The sequence below is a fragment of the Shewanella saliphila genome, assembly GCF_014648295.1.
Classification (GTDB): Bacteria; Pseudomonadota; Gammaproteobacteria; order Enterobacterales; family Shewanellaceae; genus Shewanella; species Shewanella saliphila.
The window spans coordinates 56538-74990 of record NZ_BMQV01000013.1 but is presented as its reverse complement, the minus strand read 5'-3'; the positions used below and the strand labels follow the sequence as shown (position 1 = coordinate 74990).

Annotated in this window: 14 protein-coding genes; all 14 read left to right on the top strand. The window is 40.9% G+C overall.

The features are described 5' to 3' along the window. The first annotated feature begins 5 nt into the window (after positions 1-5). Positions 6-2420, top strand: coding sequence for a DNA polymerase II (locus IEY48_RS08445; RefSeq protein WP_373293718.1), 2415 nt, complete (start codon positions 6-8; stop codon positions 2418-2420). Positions 2421-3002: 582 nt separating this feature from the next. Further along, on the top strand, positions 3003-5612 hold the full coding sequence (locus tag IEY48_RS08440; RefSeq protein ID WP_188919236.1) for a TonB-dependent receptor: 2610 nt from the start codon (positions 3003-3005) through the stop codon (positions 5610-5612). 105 nt (positions 5613-5717) lie between these two features. Further along, on the top strand, positions 5718-6680 hold the full coding sequence (locus IEY48_RS08435) for a class I SAM-dependent methyltransferase (protein WP_188919234.1): 963 nt from the start codon (positions 5718-5720) through the stop codon (positions 6678-6680). 383 nt (positions 6681-7063) lie between these two features. After that, positions 7064-7846 carry a DUF3450 domain-containing protein gene (locus tag IEY48_RS08430; RefSeq protein ID WP_188919232.1) on the top strand — a complete coding sequence of 261 codons (783 nt, stop codon included), beginning with the start codon at positions 7064-7066 and terminating at the stop codon, positions 7844-7846. Continuing rightward, positions 7846-9201: a MotA/TolQ/ExbB proton channel family protein gene (locus IEY48_RS08425; RefSeq protein WP_188919230.1), complete on the top strand. Its 1356-nt coding sequence runs from the start codon at positions 7846-7848 to the stop codon at positions 9199-9201. The genes IEY48_RS08430 and IEY48_RS08425 overlap by 1 nt, the downstream gene beginning before the upstream one ends. After that, complete coding sequence (locus IEY48_RS08420; protein ID WP_188919228.1) at positions 9201-9728, top strand: MotA/TolQ/ExbB proton channel family protein; 528 nt, start codon at positions 9201-9203, stop codon at positions 9726-9728. Before IEY48_RS08425 ends, IEY48_RS08420 begins: the two co-directional genes overlap by 1 nt. Before the next feature lie 13 nt (positions 9729-9741). Continuing rightward, positions 9742-10146 (top strand): ExbD/TolR family protein, encoded by a 405-nt coding sequence (locus IEY48_RS08415; RefSeq protein ID WP_188919226.1) that lies wholly within the window; start codon positions 9742-9744, stop codon positions 10144-10146. A gap of 1 nt (position 10147) precedes the next feature. After that, entirely contained in the window at positions 10148-10768 is a 621-nt protein-coding gene (locus IEY48_RS08410; protein ID WP_188919224.1) for an energy transducer TonB, read from the top strand. Continuing rightward, positions 10768-12015: a tetratricopeptide repeat protein gene (locus IEY48_RS08405; protein WP_188919223.1), complete on the top strand. Its 1248-nt coding sequence runs from the start codon at positions 10768-10770 to the stop codon at positions 12013-12015. Before IEY48_RS08410 ends, IEY48_RS08405 begins: the two co-directional genes overlap by 1 nt. Before the next feature lie 830 nt (positions 12016-12845). Further along, positions 12846-14675 (top strand): DUF885 domain-containing protein, encoded by a 1830-nt coding sequence (locus IEY48_RS08400; RefSeq protein ID WP_188919221.1) that lies wholly within the window; start codon positions 12846-12848, stop codon positions 14673-14675. Between the two features lie 82 nt (positions 14676-14757). Further along, the gene (locus tag IEY48_RS08395) at positions 14758-15036 is read left to right on the top strand and encodes a peptidylprolyl isomerase (RefSeq protein WP_188739788.1); all 279 of its coding nucleotides are present in this window, start codon (positions 14758-14760) and stop codon (positions 15034-15036) included. A gap of 87 nt (positions 15037-15123) precedes the next feature. Next, a complete protein-coding gene (locus IEY48_RS08390) occupies positions 15124-15663 on the top strand; it encodes a GNAT family N-acetyltransferase (protein ID WP_229786371.1) in 540 nt (179 codons plus the stop codon). Positions 15664-15860: 197 nt separating this feature from the next. Beyond that, on the top strand, positions 15861-16100 hold the full coding sequence (locus tag IEY48_RS08385; protein WP_188919219.1) for a FeoA family protein: 240 nt from the start codon (positions 15861-15863) through the stop codon (positions 16098-16100). Beyond that, positions 16093-18405: a Fe(2+) transporter permease subunit FeoB gene (gene feoB, locus IEY48_RS08380; protein WP_188919217.1), complete on the top strand. Its 2313-nt coding sequence runs from the start codon at positions 16093-16095 to the stop codon at positions 18403-18405. The genes IEY48_RS08385 and feoB overlap by 8 nt, the downstream gene beginning before the upstream one ends. Positions 18406-18453: the final 48 nt, after the last annotated feature.

Genomic DNA, 18453 nt, shown 5'->3' with positions numbered 1-18453 from the left:
CGCAAATTAAACCACAAACGCCTAGCGAAAAAACACCGCCTGAATTACAAGTAATTAAAGGCAAGGTGTTGACGCGTCATGCGATTTATCGTCATGGTCAGTTAGTGCTGCAATACTATATTAAAACGGCCAGTGGCCCCGTTTTAGCCGAATTACTCCACAGCGAAGTCATTTGTTTTTGTCGCCAACAAGATGTTGATACCTTAACCAATAAAGTCGATTTCACTTTGAAGGCTGAAGCCATCGCATTAATGAGCTTTGCCCATGAACCCGTGAGTGCGTTGTATTTAAAATCGAGTACACAATTAAAATTACTCAGCCGCATTGCAAATGATTTAGGTATTACATTGTTTGAGGCTGACATTAGGGCAGAGCAACGTTATTTAATTGAACGCTTTATTGCATTAGACATCGAATGTATTGGTCATTACCCGCTTCAATCCCATACCGAAACCTTACCTAATCTGTCTATTCATCGCGCAAGGAAGATGGTTGCTAAGCCTTCAGATGATGACGTGACACTTTCTGTTATTTCGTTAGATTTTGAATGCAGCTTTGATGGCGAGTTATATTCTGTCGGGTTATATGGTGATCAATACCAATGTGTTTTTATGGTGGGAGAACCACAGCAAAACTGTCATGCCTTTATTGTGTGGGTAAAGGATGAGGCAGACCTTATTCATCATCTCATTACTTGGTTTAGGCAGTACGACCCAGATATTATTATCGGTTGGGCTGTGGTGACATTTGATTTAGCTTTACTTTATCGACGTTGTGCTTTGCATGGTATCCCTTTAATGATTGGCCGTGGTGATACTGAACTGACCTGGAAGGTTGCCGATAAATTTAGGCCCGAAACACTCTCGTTGCCAGGGCGCGTGGTGCTTGATGGCATTGATTGGTTAAAAGCGGCATTTTATCAATTTGATAGTTTCTCTTTGGAGTTTGTGTCAAGACAATTGCTCGAAGAAGGCAAGGCGATTGATCATGTTGATAATCGGGGTCAAGAAATCACTGCATTATTTCATAACGATAAAAACGCACTGGCTTTTTATAACATTACCGACAGTCGCTTAGTGTGGGACATTTTTGAAAAAACTCAGCTGATAGATTTTGCTATTGAGCGCGCCAAATTAACCGGCCTTGAATTTGGCCGTGTCGGTGCCTCAATTGCAGCATTTTGCCATTTGTATTTACCGCACTTACACCGTGGTGGATTTGTTGCCCCAGCACATCCTGCTAGCCAAGGGCTAGAAAGCCCTGGTGGTTATGTCATGTCGTCAATTCCTGGGTATTACAAAGACGTGTTAGTGCTTGACTTTAAGAGCCTGTACCCTTCAATTATTCGTACATTTCTTATTGACCCTAAAGGCTTGGTAGAAGGATTGCAATTCGCTAAGCAGGGCAAGCTTACCGCTACCGTACCGGGCTATTTAGGGGCTAACTTTGCCCGCGATAACGCTATTTTACCCAATTTAGTGGCTAAGTTAGCAGCTCAAAGAGAAATGGCTAAAGCCGAAAAGAATGCGCCATTATCACAGGCGATTAAAATTATTATGAACTCATTATATGGGGTGTTGGGATCGCGAGGTTGCGTGTTTCATGATGCCAAATTGGCCAGCTCAATTACCATGCGCGGTCATCAAATTATGAAGCTCACAAAACAATGGATAGAAGATGCGGGTTATCAAGTGATTTATGGTGATACAGACTCCACTTTTGTGTGGCTTGGGGAAAATCATGAGATTGAAGATATCAATGCCTTAGGCCAACAGTTGGCCACGACTATCACGACGCGCTGGTCACAATGGTGTGAGCAAGAATATCAACTCAACAGTCACCTAGAACTCGAGTTTGAGACTCATTTTGAACAATTTATTATGCCAACATTAAGAGGGTCTGATGAGGGCAGTAAAAAACGTTATGTTGGTGCATCATTAATTGCAAAAGAGCAGCTAAAATTGACCTTTAAAGGCATGGAGCAAGTGAGAAGTGATTGGAGTCCTATTGCTCGAAAAATGCAGTTCAACTTATATGAAATGTTTTTTAAAGGTGAAGATGTTATCGATTATTTGCGCCAAGAGTTAGATGCAATAAAACAAGGTGAAAGAGATAGCGAACTGATCTTTAAAAAGCGGTTACGTCGCCATGTAGAAGACTATACGGCTAAATCATCTCCCCATGTCAAAGCGGCAAAACAGTTAGCGCAAATTCAAGGTACAAACAAAGTGACCCGAAGAGGCCAACAAATAAGGTATGTGATGACCACAACAGGCGCGCAACCTATCGAGGCACATCCAACAAATATTGATTATGAATATTACATCAATAGGCAAATTCAACCGATAGCCGAACCCATTCTGCAACTCTGTGGTCAGCGATTTGATGCACTGGTTAATGACCAACTGTCGCTTATTTAACATTGCTAAATTAATTGTGACTACTGCTGTAACATTAATTGATATGTTAAATATTGAACCGGCCAATTATTAACATCGCAACAAACCCACCAACTATTTATACCTTACACAAACTAACTTTACGTGACAGAGATCTCACTTATTTGGTTGGCTTCGGCTAGCTAACATTCAAACATTTAACATTTCAATGCTTTCCGTCATTTAATAGAAGTAAACATTTTGTTACTGCATTTTGTTTCAAAAAAACACCTAGCACATAAAATCATGCTGGAAAACAGGATGTTAAGAAATTTATTTTTTACATTCATTTTTTATGTAAATAAAACTAAAGTTCTATAAAGTGATGTTTTTTAGGCATTTTTAGAATGGTTGTTCATTTTTGTGAACAAGAATGGATATTACATTTGATTAACTTTTGTGCTTATGGCATTTCAAATGTTGATTAGTTGTATTAAATGTGATTTTATTGCATCTGTAATTGAGCGTTTGTAATGATTTCCTGTTGCACTCTCTCATTGTACTAACAGCTAAGATAAGGTTGTTAGAATTATAAGAAAGATATTAAGTCCAGGGAGATAGACAATGCATAAGAATATCCTAGCCAAGTCAGTGCGTTTAGCATTGATCGGTGGTGCTGCTGCAACAGCATTCACTGCACCAGCTGTTTTTGCTGCTGATGAAGATGGCGCAAAAGTTGAACGTATCGAGGTTACTGGTTCGCGTATTAAGCGTTCTGACCTTGAAGGCGCTTCACCAATTACCACAATTACTACTGAAGATATGAAGATGGAAGGTAACTTTACAGTTGCTGACGCACTTCGTAACAGTAACTTGAACTCTTTCGGTTCATTCTCTGAGCGTTCAGGTAGTTCAGCACAGTCTCAAGCAACGATTAACTTACGTGGTGCTGGTTCAAGCCGTACGTTAGTACTTATCGATGGTAAGCGTTTCCCAGGTTCACCAACACTAGGTGGTGCATCTGCTAACTTAAACGCTATCCCAATGGCTGCTGTAGAACGTATCGACATTTTAACTGACGGTGCATCTTCTACTTATGGTTCTGACGCGATTGCTGGTGTTGTTAACATCATCATGAAAAAGAACTACCAAGGTATTGAGTTCAACGTTGGTGGCGGTTCACGTGACCAAGATGGCGGCTTAACAAGTAAAGAATTCTCGGTTGTTGCTGGTTATCAAATGGACAAAGGTAACATTACTTTCTCATTTGACCACCAAGACCGTCAAGGTATCTCAGACGCTGACCGTTCATACACAGCTGCAAGCATGACTGACTTCAATGGCGATGGTGAAATCCAAGCCTATGAAGAAACATCTGGTTGGAGTATTTATGGTGCAACCGTAGCTGCTCCTGATTTCTCTTCAACACAAGCATCACTATTATGTGATGACTTAGAAGCTGAATATGGCTCAAACGTATTCCAAACTGTTGCAGCTGACAACGATTGGAGCGCGGGCTCAACTTATTGTATGTATGCATATGCTAACGTTGCTTATAACAAGGCATCTGTAGACCGTAATACTGTATACGTTGACGCTAACTATGAAGTTGCAGAAGACGTAGAATGGTTTGGTCGTGTAATGGTTACACAAAACCAATCATTTGGTCGTTACGCACCACCAGCTGCTGGCTGGAGCAACATGGCTGCTGATAACGCACACAACCCATACGGTGAAGAAACTTATGGTTACTTCCGTTGGGTAGATATAGGTACTCGTGATGGTACTGTAGATGACTACAACCAAGATTACTTAACGGGTTTACGCGGTACTATCAGCGCATTAAACGATGCTGAATGGGAAGTTTATTACCACCACAACATCGCTGACAACAAGTCAGTGGGTGAGTACTACTTAAGCTACTCTGGTCTTGCTTATAACCAAGCAAATGATATTGACTTAGGCTCAGAAGCTGGTGTTAATAACATGAAAGCAACTACTTTAACTACTGGTCGTGCAACATTCGATCAATGGAGTGCGGGTATTGGTTTTGACGCATTTGAATTACCTGGTGGTGCTGTAGCTCACTATGTAGGTATGGAGTACTTTGACCAAGAGTTCAGCGAAGTTTATGACGCACAGTCAGAAGCGGGTCTAATTGGTGGTAGTGCTGGTAACTCTGCTGGTGGCGACCGTCAAGTATGGGCTGCCTTCTACGAAGCAGTATTACCATTAACTGACGATGTTGAGTTAAACCTTGCAGCTCGTTACGATGATTACAGCGACTTTGGTGACAACCTAGCGCCAAAAGCATCTGTTCGTTGGCAAGCGCTTGATAATGTTGTTGTACGTGCTTCTTACTCTGAAGCGTTCCGTGCTCCTTCATTAAGCCAGCTATATGCAGCAACTACATTTAGTGCTGAAACAGGTACCGATTACCCATTCTGTACATCTGCAGGTACTTCAGAAGCAGATTGTAGCTCTAAGCAATACGATACTTACATCAGTGCTAACAGCGACCTAGGTCCTGAAACATCTGAGTACATCAACGTAGGTGTTGCTTGGGATATCGTAGATGACATCGGCGTTAAAGTTGACTACTTCAACTTAAACATTGATGACGTAATCAGTCAGCGTTCAATTACTAACGTTATGCGTGGTGTTGCAGCTGGTACTCTTGAAGAAAATGAGACATTCTATGTAACACGTGCTCCTAATGGAGATGACGGTACATTAGGTCGTGCTCTAGAAATCGGTACTGGTTATGGTAACGGTGACAAGCTAGAAATTACTGGTGTTGACGTTTCTTTAAATGCCAAGTTTGAAACTGCAATTGGTGACATTGGCTTTAACTGGAACAACAGCTTTGTTCTTGATTATATCGAAGAAGTTGAAGGTGGTGGTGAAGCTATAGATATTTCTGGTTGGAATGGTTTACCAGACTACAAGTCTAACTTCACTACTAACTACATGTTAGGTGACCATAGCTTCTCTTGGAACATGAACTACACTTCTTCTACTTACGAAGATGATGACACGGGTCACTTAGATTCGTGGTTAATTCATAACCTAAGCTATGTATATGATGCAGGTAACTACGGTTCAATCTTATTAGGTATTAACAACCTAACAGATGAAGATCCAGTACTAAGCTCTACTGGTACTTACGATAATCCTGACTTATATAACAACTATGGTCGCGAATACCGTGCTAGTTATACTCTAAAGTTCTAAACACTAGTCACCATTTGCTAGTTATTTAGACTAATAAGGCTCCTTCGGGAGCCTTTTTATTTATACAACATTAATAAAACAGTGAATTTGAAGTGGGTGATGTATATGAATAACCATTGGAGTGAATATTGGCAGCAAGGGCATACAACCTCTTTTGGCGAGGCATTATCAGGTAATTATGAGGGGGTATTAAAGTCGATATGGCAGCCTACGTTTGCGGGGTTGCAGGATGGCTTTATGGCTGTGGATATAGGCACTGGTAATGGTTCTTTGCCACTATTAATACGTGAGGCTTTAATAGGCGCTAATATTAAAGGTGAGGTGGTTGGGGTCGATTTAGCAGAGGTTAAATTAACTGATAAAGCCCAGGCTCAACAATCCGATATTGTCATTAAACTACTATCAAATGAAGCAAGTGAATCTTTGCCTTTTGCAAGTGCCACCGTTGACCTATATACCTCGCAATTTGGTTTTGAGTACTCAAATATCAATTTGTCATTGAAAGAAGCTTCAAGGGTGCTTAAAGATAATGGTCATTTTTGCTTGGTTTTCCATCATTCAAACTCGATGATTATTAATCGAAACCGTAAAATTTTGCGTCTAATTGAGCTTCCACAGGCTGATGAATTAGTCACTTGCTTAAGTGAAATTGCTGTTGCAATGGGCAAAGTTACATCACCTGATGATATCGCAAGGATTAAACAGGATCCAAACTGTGAAAAAATTCGCGCAGAAATTAATCGACTGATAAAATATTTAGTTTTATTTGACGAGAAAGCCGCACAAGACTGCCAACTTATGATGTTTGTGGCGCAATTTTTCAAAGATGGACTATTTTGGCCTATAGAAAAAAAGCAACAATTTATTGAATTCATTAAATTACAGATGGATACATTGAAGTTAAGATTAACTGAACTATTAAATGCTTCTTTTGATGAGCTAAAGTTGGCAGGTTTTATAGGGGAGTTTACCCAAAATTTACTTTCTTTAAACGAGCTCAAAGTGTTAAAAAATGAACAAAACGAAGTGCTAGGTTGGTATTTAAGCGCTCAAAAAAATATCCTATAGAATAGTTTTATAATAAATAATTATAAAAACATAAGTTATTTTTTTGATTAAGATCATGATTTTAAATAAGTAAAGTTTTACCTATAGCACTAAATTACTACAGATTTATGTTGAAGATGTCTATTAATTCACCTTTCATTTACATTCCTCGTCTTAACAGCTCTTTCCACTAGTTTTTACGCTTTGCAAATGTTGACACAGGTCAACATTTTGTGAAATGATGCCAACGGGTCTGCGCCTTAACCGGCGTAGAAAAGGGAAGAAAAACTAACAATCACAAGAAAAAGACATACTTAGTAGAATTAGCATTGGTAACAAATTTGTATCATCGTAATTTGTGCTTAAGTTGATCTTTTTAATTCACTTCAAATTGGTTGGGAACTATGTCCAAGGTAAGCAATAGAACAAAAATCGCTACTGCACTTGTTGGCGCACTGGCTTTAGCTGGTAGCAACTTCGTTGTTGCAGATCCTCTAGCTGACGTTCAAAAAGCAGATAGCGGCCTACATGCTGCATCAGCTGCGTCACAACAGAAAGTCGACAAATATTTTGACCAAGCACAAGACATGCTTTTTGAGTATGGCAGCGTTGCTGATGAACGTGAGTCATTAAAATCGTATAATGACTACGTTGCAGGCTTGGTAGCTGATCAACAGAAAACACTTGATTCAATTCAGACAGACATCAATGGCGTTGATAAATTACGTCAAGGTGTTGTGCCATTAATGTTTAAAATGGTTGACGCTTTAGATCAGTTTGTAAATTTAGATCTTCCTTTCAACACTGAAGTTCGTAAAAATCGTGTTGAAAACTTGAAGAACATCCTAAATACAGCAGAGGTTACTCTTGCTGAAAAATACCGTTTGATCCTTGATGCATACAGCATTGAGCGTGAATACGGTAGCTTCGTTGCAGTTCACACCGGTAAGCTAGACTTAGACGGTAAAGAAGTATTAGTAGACTTCTTTAACCTAGGTCGTGTTGCACTTTATGCGCAAAGCTTAGATCAAAAAACAGCATGGATGTACGACGCTGACGCTAAAACTTGGAACAAGTTAGAAGACAGCTATTTACGTGACATCACTAAAGGTATTCGCATTGCTCGTAAGCAAGGCGCATTAGACCTATTCGGACTACCAATTCCTGCTGCGGAGACTGCACAATAATGAAGAAGTTAATTACATCAGCTCTAGTGGCTGCAACTTTCTCTTTAACAGCCGGTATGGTTTCAGCTGCAGATGCACCTAAAACTATCGACCAGCTGTTACAACAAGTTAAAGTTGACCGTGCTAACGAAGGCAAAACCAACGCTAAGCGCGAAAGAGAATTCCAAGCAGAACGTGGCGATAAAGCTGACCTACTAAAGCGTGAAAAAAATGCTTTAGCAGCAGAAAAGCAACGTGGTAAAGACCTAAACCAAGCTTTCTTAGATAACGAGCGTAAAATTGCTCAGTTAGAAGAAGACTTAAAAACCGCTCAAGGTGACTTAGGTGAAATGTTCGGTGTTGTTAAAGGTGAAGCTGGCGATTTCGCTGGTAAACTTGCGGCATCAAACATCAGTGCTCAATTCCCTGGCCGTGATGCATTCATTGCAGAATTAGGTGCTCGTAAATCATTACCAAAAATTGAAGAACTAGAACAATTCTGGGAAGCTCAATTATTTGAAATGGTTCAATCAGGCAAAGTGGTTAAGTTTGACGGTGCTGTTACTGCAATTGACGGTAACGTAGTTAACACTGCTATTCACCGTGTTGGTCCTTTCAACTTAACAGCTGAAGGCAAGTATGTTGTTTATAAGCCTGAGCTAAACTTGATTCAGCAATTATCACAACAGCCAGAAGGTTATCAAGTCAGTGCAGTTGCTAAATGGGAAGGCACTACCTCAGGTGTTGCTCCTTTTTATGTTGACCCTGCACGTGGCGTGTTATTAAACATCTTCACTAACAAAGCAAGTCTTGAAGACCGTTTAGAAGCCGGTGGCACGATTGGTTATATCATTCTTGCGCTATTAGCATTAGGTGCATTAATTGCGCTTGAGCGTTTAATCACGCTTACTATCATTGGTGGTAAAGTTAACAGCCAACGTAAGAACATTGATAACCCAGGCAACAATGCTTTAGGCCGTATCTTAAAAGTTTACCAGTCTAACAAAGACGTAGACGTTGAGACCTTAGAGCTAAAACTTGACGAAGCAATTCTTAAAGAAACGCCAGCTTTGGAAGCACGTATTTCAATCATTAAAGTTATCGCAGCTATCGCACCTATGATGGGTCTGTTAGGTACTGTAACGGGTATGATTGCAACCTTCCAATCTATTCAGTTGTTCGGTACTGGTGACCCTAAACTGATGGCTGGTGGTATTTCTATGGCTCTTATTACAACGGTTCAAGGTCTAATTGCCGCTCTACCGTTAATGTTATTACATGCTGTAGTTGTTGCTCGTAGCAAATCTATCGTTCAAGTTCTTGAAGAGCAAAGTGCTGGTATTATCGCAGAACATGCTGAGAAGAGGGCTGACTAATGATGCTAATCCTGATGGACGTATGGGATTCCGTCAGGGGCTTCATGGCCTCCGGAGGCGATGTCCTCTGGTTGGTTGCAGCAGTGCTATTTCTAATGTGGGTGTTAATGCTTGAGCGTTATTGGTATCTTAATTGGATATCACCAAAACAACATCAAGCAGTAATCGCCTCATGGGAATCAAGAGAAGAAACGACTTCTTGGCATGCTCACCGTATCCGTGAAGCTTGGGTATCCCAAGCGAAGCAAGATTTGAATGCACGTATGCTGTTAATTAAAACCCTAGTAGCAATCTGTCCAATGATTGGTTTATTAGGTACCGTTACCGGTATGATTTCAGTATTCGATGTGATGGCAGTTCAGGGGACGAGTAATGCTCGTTTAATGGCGGCTGGTATCTCTATGGCTACAATGCCAACTATGGCAGGAATGGTTGCAGCTCTATCAGGTGTTTTCTTTAGCACCCGTTTAGACTCAAAAATGAGAATCAGTTTAGAAAAGCTAAAAGACAGCATGCCTCACCACTAGAGAGAGATTGAACATGGCACGTAAGAAGCATTCCAATATGGAAGAGGAAGCGCAAATTGATATGACCCCGATGCTAGACATCGTGTTTATCATGCTGATCTTCTTCATTGTAACGACATCGTTTGTTAAGCCATCGGGCTTAGACTACAACAAGCCTAAAGCTTCACAGGCTACGTCTAAACCTTCGGCAAACATCTTTATTGGCATCAGTAAGACTGGTGTCATTATGATGGAAAACCGTCAGGTTGATATCGAACGTGTAACTGCAAACGTAGAACGTATGTTAGCAGAAGCACCAGAAGCAGCTGTACTGATTCAAGCAGACAAAGACACTACGCATGGTTTAGTAGTTAAAGTCCTTGATAACGTAAAAGCTGCGGGTATTGACAAAATTTCAGTATCAGCGGGGAATGAGTAATATGCTAAGAGCACTCGTATCAATAATCATTGGTGCCACAGTGACTTTTGGGCTGTTTGCTTTCATGGCATTCTTGGTCGGCGGTGGCGCACAGCGTAACGCCGAATCTGAGGATACCCCTGTTATTGAAATTACGATGGATAAACAGGATTCGAAGGCACAGAAAAAACCAAGGGTTACACCTAAGCCACCTCCACCACCGGAGCAGCCACCGAAGCCGGATACTACTCCGCCTGACTCATCATCTAATATTGACACCAACTTGGCGTTTAATATGGGTGGAATTGAAGCCGGCGGGCCAAGTACAGGCTTTAAGCTAGGCAATATGATGACCCGTGATGGTGACGCTACGCCTATCGTTCGTATTGAGCCACAGTATCCAATTGCTGCTGCTCGTGATGGTAAAGAGGGTTGGGTTCAACTTACCTTTACCATTAACGAACTAGGTGGTGTTGAAGACGTATCTGTTATCAAGGCTGAACCTAAGCGTTTATTCGATCGTGAAGCGATTCGCGCATTGAAAAAGTGGAAATATAAGCCAAAGATTGTTGATGGTAAGCCATTAAAACAACCTGGCATGACTGTGCAACTTGATTTTACTTTAGAGAAAGGAGGTAGATAATGCGTAAAGTTACTAGTATCGCTACAGCGTTATTACTTTCAGTCTGTACAAGTGCAATGTTGTCTAGTTCTGCTTTGGCTGCTGAAAAGTGTGAGATTGACAAGCGTCAATCTCGCGCAGTAGGCACCACTGCAGCTAAAAAAGTTCAAAAATCTTTCGAAGCGTATACAGAAGGTAATTTAGATCAAGCGATTTCAATTTTGCTTGAAGCTAATACTAAAAACGATTTCGACAAAGCTTATGTCGATCGTATGTTAGGTAACTTCTATGCCGAAAAAGGTCAAATGGGCACAGCAATCAAATATTTAAAGACTGCTGTTGATGCTGACATTCTTGGTGGTACCGATCACGCTGCAACAATGCGTTTGTATGCCGATTTATTACTGCAAGAGAAAAAGTTCAAAGAAGCGATTCCATACTATTACCAGTGGATGGAGTTTACCTGTAAGTCTGATGCTCAAATGTATCGTCGTATTGGTATTGCCCACACTGAATTAAAAGAGTGGAATAAAGTACTTGAAGTAGCTGATAAAGGGTTATCTTTAGCTGAAGCACCTGATAAAGGTCTGTATCAGATGAAGTTGACCGCTTACTTTAACCAGAAAAAGTACAAAGAAGCCGTAAATGTATTAGAAGTTATGGTGCCTTTGTTCCAAAGCGATAAGCGCTTATGGGTACAGTTAGCTCAGTTTTACTTAATGACTGAAGATTATGATAAGTCATTAGCAACTTATGACCTTGCCTATAAAAATGGCTTTTTAGAGACAGACGGTAACATTACTCGTTTAGCTCAATTGTTAGCGCAAAAAGGTTCGCCTTATAAAGCTGCTACCATTTTTGAAAAGCACATGAAGTCTGGTCTTATTGCTGAAAACGAGAAGAGTTATAGTACTCTTGCTGGTTTTTATCATAATGCTAAAGAGCTAAAAGAAGCTGCCTCTTACTATGGTAAGGCTGCTGCGGTTAGCAATAAGGGTGAGTTGTTCTTAAAGCAAGGTCGTATTTTAGCTTTAGATCAAAAATTCAATGATGCTATTCCTGTGCTTAAAAAAGCACTTGATGCAGGAATTGATAACCCTGGTGAAGCTCAATTCGAGTTAGCTTTAGCATACTTAAGTTTGAAAAAGTACAAGTCAGCTTATAACCGTGCAGTTCTTGCTGCCAACGATAAGAAGACTGAACGTAGTGCAAGAAGCTATATTTCTTATATTAAAGAAAAAGCGCGTATTCACAACGTCACGCTTTAACTGCTCAAAGCATGTCAAAAAAGCCCCTTTTTAGGGGCTTTTTTATTGCTCTTAATCAATAGATTTTGAAGCGTTAAATGTTCTACCGTTCCGCATTAATACCAATTCCACTATTTATCTGGTCATTCAGCGGGAGTTCTGTGTCTTCTAGGCAAGTAATAGAATTGTAGGCATAGTTGTTCTCGGCAACTGCTCCTGCGTTGCTCTACCTCCTGCATCCATGCAGTCGTACGTCAAAATACTATTAAGCAGCATAGAAGGCACAGAAACCCGCCTTGCAGGAGGCACTCAGACTGTCCATTTCTTTGTTGCATTGTCTTAGAAGGGAATAACCATTATTTCAACAATGCGCCTCAAACTGAACAATCTGAGTGTCTCTGATTGGTCACATAATTAATGGAAATGGTATAATAAGTGGCCACTCAGAATGCGTCGAGCGTTTTTTGATTAAGGCGTCGCTATGTAGTAATGGTTGCTCCCTTTCAAATAGCGAGAACGCAAAGAAAAAGCCGCTGGGGCATTCCTTTCAGGCGAGTTTTAAAAGGGCTTACACTGCGTTGCATGACTTCGAAAGAGAACAACTATTCATTCAGTCATACGCCTTGTTTAAGCCCTTTTAAATTCTCGCTGAGAGATCATTTACTAACGCGCAATGGTATTAAATTGTTAATTTATGTGTATTTGAATAAGTTTAGTTTCATGTATGGCTTGGCATCGATACAATATAAGCATCGTGTTTTGGTTTCTGTTTGTTACCAATGATTAATGTCAGGCATGTGTACTGACGACTCATAGTTAATGAGTTTGTGCTGTGTTAAGGAATAATAACAATGAATAAAACTTTTTTGGCACTGTCGGTGTCACTATTATTAGCGACTCAGGGGTGTTCTGATAGTGCTAAAACATCTGAGCCAGTCAACTCAGCTACAGCTTCTGTAGCACAAACTGTAGAACAAACGGCCTCAGAGAAGTATCTCGCAATGGTTGATGCTTTTTTTAATGACCAATTAAAGCTAGAGCCTATATACGCCACTTTTGTGGGGGTTAATGAATATAATGACCAATTTGGTGGCTCATTAACTGAAGAGTATTTAAAGCAACGCCATGAACTCAATAGTCGCTACTTCAGTCAAGCAAAATCAATTGATGTTGATCAGCTCTCAGCGTCGCTAAAGTTAAGCTATGACATGTTTATTTATGATCGCAACATGGCGTTGATTAGCGAATCTTATCCTGAACATTTTTTACCGATTAACCAGTTCTACAGCACGGTATTTACCATGGTGCAACTTGGTACCGGTGAAAGTGCACAGCCTTTTAAAACGGTTGAAGATTATCAACATTGGTTATCTCGTTTACGTGGTTTCATTAAATGGACTGAATTAGCTCAACAGCGTATGGATGAAGGTATTGCCAGTAAAGTGGTGTTGCCTAAAGTATTGGTTGAGCGGATCATTCCTCAATTAGATGCTCAGCTAGTCGACTCGGCTCAAAATAGCTTATTTTATTCACCAATCAATTTATTGCCAGACAGTTTTACTGCAGAGCAAAAAGCCGAACTTACACAACAATACACTGCAATTATTGACGATGAGTTATTACCTGCCTTGAAAGGGCTACGTGATTATATTCAACAAGTGTATTTACCTAAATCACGTGCATCTGACGGATGGTGGGGATTACCCAATGGCAAAGATTGGTATCAACACCTTGCGAATAGCCATACCACAACCACACTTCCAGTAGATGAAATTCATCAAATAGGTTTGTCTGAAGTGGCACGTATTTTATCTGAAATGGATAAAGTCAGAGAGCAAGTTGGCTTTAAAGGTGATTTGACCGCATTTTTTGCATCGTTATCGTCTGAACCGCAATATTTCTTCACCGATAAACAAGATTTGATTGATGGTTATATGACCATTAAAGATAAAATTAACGCCGTATTACCGCAATATTTCGATGTTATGCCAAAAGCTGATTATATCGTCAAACCGGTTGAAGCATTTAGAGAAAAATCGGCGGCTGGAGCATCTTATGAAAGCCCTGCAGTTGATGGCTCTCGTCCTGGTATCTTCTATATCAACACCTATAATTTAAAAGCTCAGCCTAAGTGGGGCATGACAACGCTATCATTACATGAAGCAGCGCCGGGTCATCACTTCCAAATTGCGATTAAGCAAGAGTTAACCGATGTGCCTGAGTTCCAACGTTTTCAAGGCTATACCGCTTTTGAAGAAGGTTGGGCTTTGTATGCTGAATACTTAGGTATTGAAATGGGCGTGTTTAATGACCCGTACCAATACTTTGGTAAGCTTTCTGATGAAATGCTGCGTGCCATGCGTTTGGTTGTCGATACCGGTCTGCATGCTAAAGGGTGGAGTCGTGAACAAGCGATTCAATATATGAAAGATAACTCACCTATGGCAGAGTCTGATATCGTTGCCGAAGTAGAGCGCTACATGGCGATACCGGGTCAAGCTTTGTCGTACAAAGTGGGTCAGTTAACCATTTTACGCTTACGCGCAGATGCTGAAAAAGCCTTGGGTGATAAGTTTGACTTAAAAGGTTTCCACGATCAGCTATTAACGACAGGTTCATTACCGATGGCTGTGATGGAAGATAAAATTGCAGATTGGATAAAAACTGAGTTGGCTAAATAACTGTAGTAGGCAGTATGTCATCTTAGTGTCATTATGTTAGTGTTATTTTTTAATTTGTAAATATTCGTTTAGGAGCCGTCATATGGTACAAGCAACAGCAAGACATTTACTGGTTAGCACGCAAGAGCAATGCGAAACGTTAAAACAACAAATCGAAGCAGGTGCTGATTTTGCTGATGTTGCAAAAGCGAACTCTTCTTGTCCTTCTGGTGCGCAAGGTGGTGAGTTAGGTTCATTTGGCCCAGGTATGATGGTTAAAGAGTTTGATGAAGTTGTGTTCAGTGCGCCGTTAAACGTTGTACAAGGCCCGGTAAAAACTCAATTTGGTTATCACTTACTTGAAGTGACTAGCCGTGGTTAATGCGTAAAGCATTGACTGTTTAAATGGCAGCTTAGGCTGCCATTTTTTTTATCCTTTTATTTATTCCATTTAAAAAGTAATGATCCGATGATGAAAACCATACTTTATAGTGACAGGTTGCAGTTACGGGACTTAACGTCTGCTGATTGGCCTAATTTTTTACGTCTGCAATTAGATGAGAGCGTTCAGCAATATATACGGCCTGTCGATACTGAAGACAACCTAAAAAAGAGCTTCGATCAACGCAATCGACCTTATCAGTTTGAATGCGGTCAATGGTTATCATTGGTTATTGAGCGTCTCGATAATCAGCAATTTGTTGGGTTGATTGGGTTTCGATGTGACGATTTAGCGTTAAAACGGGCAGAGGTCGGTTACCTTATTGCACCTGAACAGCAGGGGAACGGTTATGCAACTGAGAGTTTACGCGCTGTTATTGACTGGGGGGCGTTACAATTTGACATGCATAAATATATTGCTCTTTGTTGCCATGAAAACCAAGCGTCTCGTAAAGTGCTCGAAAACGTTGGCTTTGTCCAAGAGGGCACGTTAAGACAAAATACCTGTATCAACAAGCAATGGTTTGACGATTGTTACTTCGGTTTATTAACGTCGCAACGAGTGTAAATTTTTAGTTAACACATTTCAGAATATAAAAATATTTGCTCTATGGACTGTTTTCTATTGGGCATTTGTCACATAATACGTAATACAAGTGAAAACTATTCTCGTTAGCAGCTTAAACTTTGATCTAGATTCGAGTTTAACATGCAAAGCTCAGATAAAATTTCAGACGTTATTAATGTTGTTGAAGGTAGTGCTATATGAAACTGAGTGAACTCAAACCCGGAGATCGCGCAATCATCTCTCAAATAGGTCAATTAACGTTACCTCAAACCGTAAAGCGTAAGTTGTTATCAATGGGCATCACTCCCAACACGCATTTTTCTTTTATCCGCCGAGCACCAATGGGCACAGGTGTTGAACTTAATTTACGTGGCAGTAAATTATGCATGCGTCGCGATTTAGCCGATATCATTGAGGTAGTAATAACGAATGACTAAACAATTCCATTGCGTCACCGTCGGTAATCCAAATGCCGGTAAATCAACCCTTTTTAATGCATTAACTGGTTCAAGCCAGCAAGTGGGTAATTGGTCTGGCGTGACCGTTGAGAAAAAAACCGGTCAATTTAGCTATTCAGGCAACGATATTTTATTAACCGATTTACCCGGTATTTATGATTTGCTTCCTGCCGGTAACAGCTGTGATTGTTCGTTAGATGAACAAATTGCACAAAACTACTTAGCGAACCAACAAGTCGATGCGATTATTAACTTAGTTGATGCCACAAACGTAGAGCGTCATCTTTACCTGACCACGCAGCTACGTGAGTTAGGCATCCCCGTTATTGTGGTGATTAATAAAATTGATGCGGCTAAAAGGCTTGGGATCACTATCGATGTCGAGCAGATGTCTGCTCGTTTAGGTTGCCCTGTAATTGCGATTTGCTCTCGTCGTCAAGCAGATGTTGAACAAGTCCAAGCTAAAATTCTTACGCTATTGCAAAGCGATACCGCGACAGAGCCTCTTGCGTTGCAATACCCTGCTGACATTGAAGCCAGTATCAAAGCGTTACAGCTTCAAAATGGCAATCAAGGCCTTGGCGCGTTAAGTCGCGGCCAAGCATTATCTATTCTAGCCAATTGCCATGGCAATGCATGTGGTACAAGTGAAGTACAACTGCACGACACTGTACAGCAATGCTCTCAACGTGCAGAGCAAAACGGTGATGATATCGAAATTATGATTGCGACTACGCGTTATGATTTTGTACAACAAGCATTTGAAGCTGCAGTTAATCAAGGCAAACACATCAGTGTGTCAGACCGATTAGATAATGCGGTTCTGCATCCTGTTCTGGGTATTCCTGTATTCCTGTTCGTTATGTACTTGATGTTTCTATTCAGTATCAACGTGGGTAATTCGTTTATCGACTTTTTCGATATTACTGCCGGAGCGATATTTGTTGACCACTTTGGGGCATTATTGGTCTCTATGGGCTCACCCGATTGGCTAGTGACGATTTTAGCTGGTGGTGTAGGGCAAGGTATCCAAACAGTTGCGACGTTTATTCCTGTTGTAGCCGCACTATTTTTAGCATTATCAGTGTTAGAAGCATCAGGTTATATGGCCCGTGCAGCCTTTGTGGTTGATGGTTTAATGCGCCGCATTGGTCTACCTGGTAAAGCATTCGTCCCTATGATTGTCGGTTTTGGCTGTTCTGTACCCGCGATTATGGCTACCAGAACCCTAGGCAGTGAACGTGAGCGTATTGTGACTGGCATGATGGCACCCTTTATGTCATGCAGTGCACGCTTACCTGTATACGCGTTATTCGCTGCAGCGTTTTTCCCACAGTCAGGACAAAACTTAGTCTTTTTACTTTATATTATCGGTATTTTTGCGGCGATTGGGACCGGTTTGTTATTACGTAAAACGGTATTGCCTGGCACAAGCAGTGCAGTCGTTATGGAGCTGCCTAGTTATGAAATGCCTAAAGCTAAAGCGGTATTCTCTCGCACCACTAAACGTACCAAAAGTTTTATTAAAGGTGCCGGTAAAACCATTATTATCGTTGTTACCTTGCTTAACTTTGTTAATGCAATTGGTACCGATGGCTCTTTTGGTCACGAAGACAGTAAAGAATCGCTATTGAGTGTGGCAAGTCAGCAAGTTACACCGTTATTTGCGCCAATGGGTATTGAGCAAGACAACTGGGCTGCGACGGTAGGGATTATTACCGGTATTTTCGCGAAAGAAGCCGTCGTGGGTACATTAAATAGTTTGTACAGCAGCAGCGAAGGTGATGAAGAAGAAATGCTATCAATATGGGATAGTGTGAAAGTCGGCTTAGCCACCATACCCACTAACTTGTTAGGTATTGAGCCTGATGACCCATTGTCGATTGCCATTGCCAGTATTACTGACTTAGATGAGGCTGCTGTTGAGTTGTCGGTTGACTCATCAACATTCAGTGCTCTACAGACAGGCTTTAAGAGTCAGTTAGCTGCATTCTCTTATCTACTGTTCATTTTATTGTACACCCCTTGTGTGGCTGCTATGGGCGCATTAGTGAATGAGTTTGGTGCTAAATGGGCGCGATTTGCCGCAGTTTGGACTTTCTCTTTAGCATACGGTTCAGCAACGGTGATTTATCAAGGTGCGACGTTCTCAGCGCACCCGCTACAATCGGCCTGTTGGATCGGCTTTTTTGCGGTAGCCTTGGTCGGTTTTTACATGTGGTTGAGTAAAAAAGGCAGACAAGCACAGCAAATTATTCCTGGCATTCGTATTGTCACTGAATAGTCCTTGTTGATCTGAATGATTCTTCTAAAACCCAGCATTGCTGGGTTT

Coding starts and splice junctions, on each gene's coding strand:
- IEY48_RS08415 (WP_188919226.1), top strand. CDS start 9,742: ATGGCACGTAAGAAGCATTCCAATATGGAAGAGGAAGCGCAAATTGAT.
- IEY48_RS08395 (WP_188739788.1), top strand. CDS start 14,758: ATGGTACAAGCAACAGCAAGACATTTACTGGTTAGCACGCAAGAGCAA.
- IEY48_RS08420 (WP_188919228.1), top strand. CDS start 9,201: ATGATGCTAATCCTGATGGACGTATGGGATTCCGTCAGGGGCTTCATG.
- feoB (WP_188919217.1), top strand. CDS start 16,093: ATGACTAAACAATTCCATTGCGTCACCGTCGGTAATCCAAATGCCGGT.
- IEY48_RS08385 (WP_188919219.1), top strand. CDS start 15,861: ATGAAACTGAGTGAACTCAAACCCGGAGATCGCGCAATCATCTCTCAA.
- IEY48_RS08400 (WP_188919221.1), top strand. CDS start 12,846: ATGAATAAAACTTTTTTGGCACTGTCGGTGTCACTATTATTAGCGACT.
- IEY48_RS08440 (WP_188919236.1), top strand. CDS start 3,003: ATGCATAAGAATATCCTAGCCAAGTCAGTGCGTTTAGCATTGATCGGT.
- IEY48_RS08435 (WP_188919234.1), top strand. CDS start 5,718: ATGAATAACCATTGGAGTGAATATTGGCAGCAAGGGCATACAACCTCT.
- IEY48_RS08405 (WP_188919223.1), top strand. CDS start 10,768: ATGCGTAAAGTTACTAGTATCGCTACAGCGTTATTACTTTCAGTCTGT.
- IEY48_RS08430 (WP_188919232.1), top strand. CDS start 7,064: ATGTCCAAGGTAAGCAATAGAACAAAAATCGCTACTGCACTTGTTGGC.
- IEY48_RS08410 (WP_188919224.1), top strand. CDS start 10,148: ATGCTAAGAGCACTCGTATCAATAATCATTGGTGCCACAGTGACTTTT.
- IEY48_RS08425 (WP_188919230.1), top strand. CDS start 7,846: ATGAAGAAGTTAATTACATCAGCTCTAGTGGCTGCAACTTTCTCTTTA.
- IEY48_RS08390 (WP_229786371.1), top strand. CDS start 15,124: ATGATGAAAACCATACTTTATAGTGACAGGTTGCAGTTACGGGACTTA.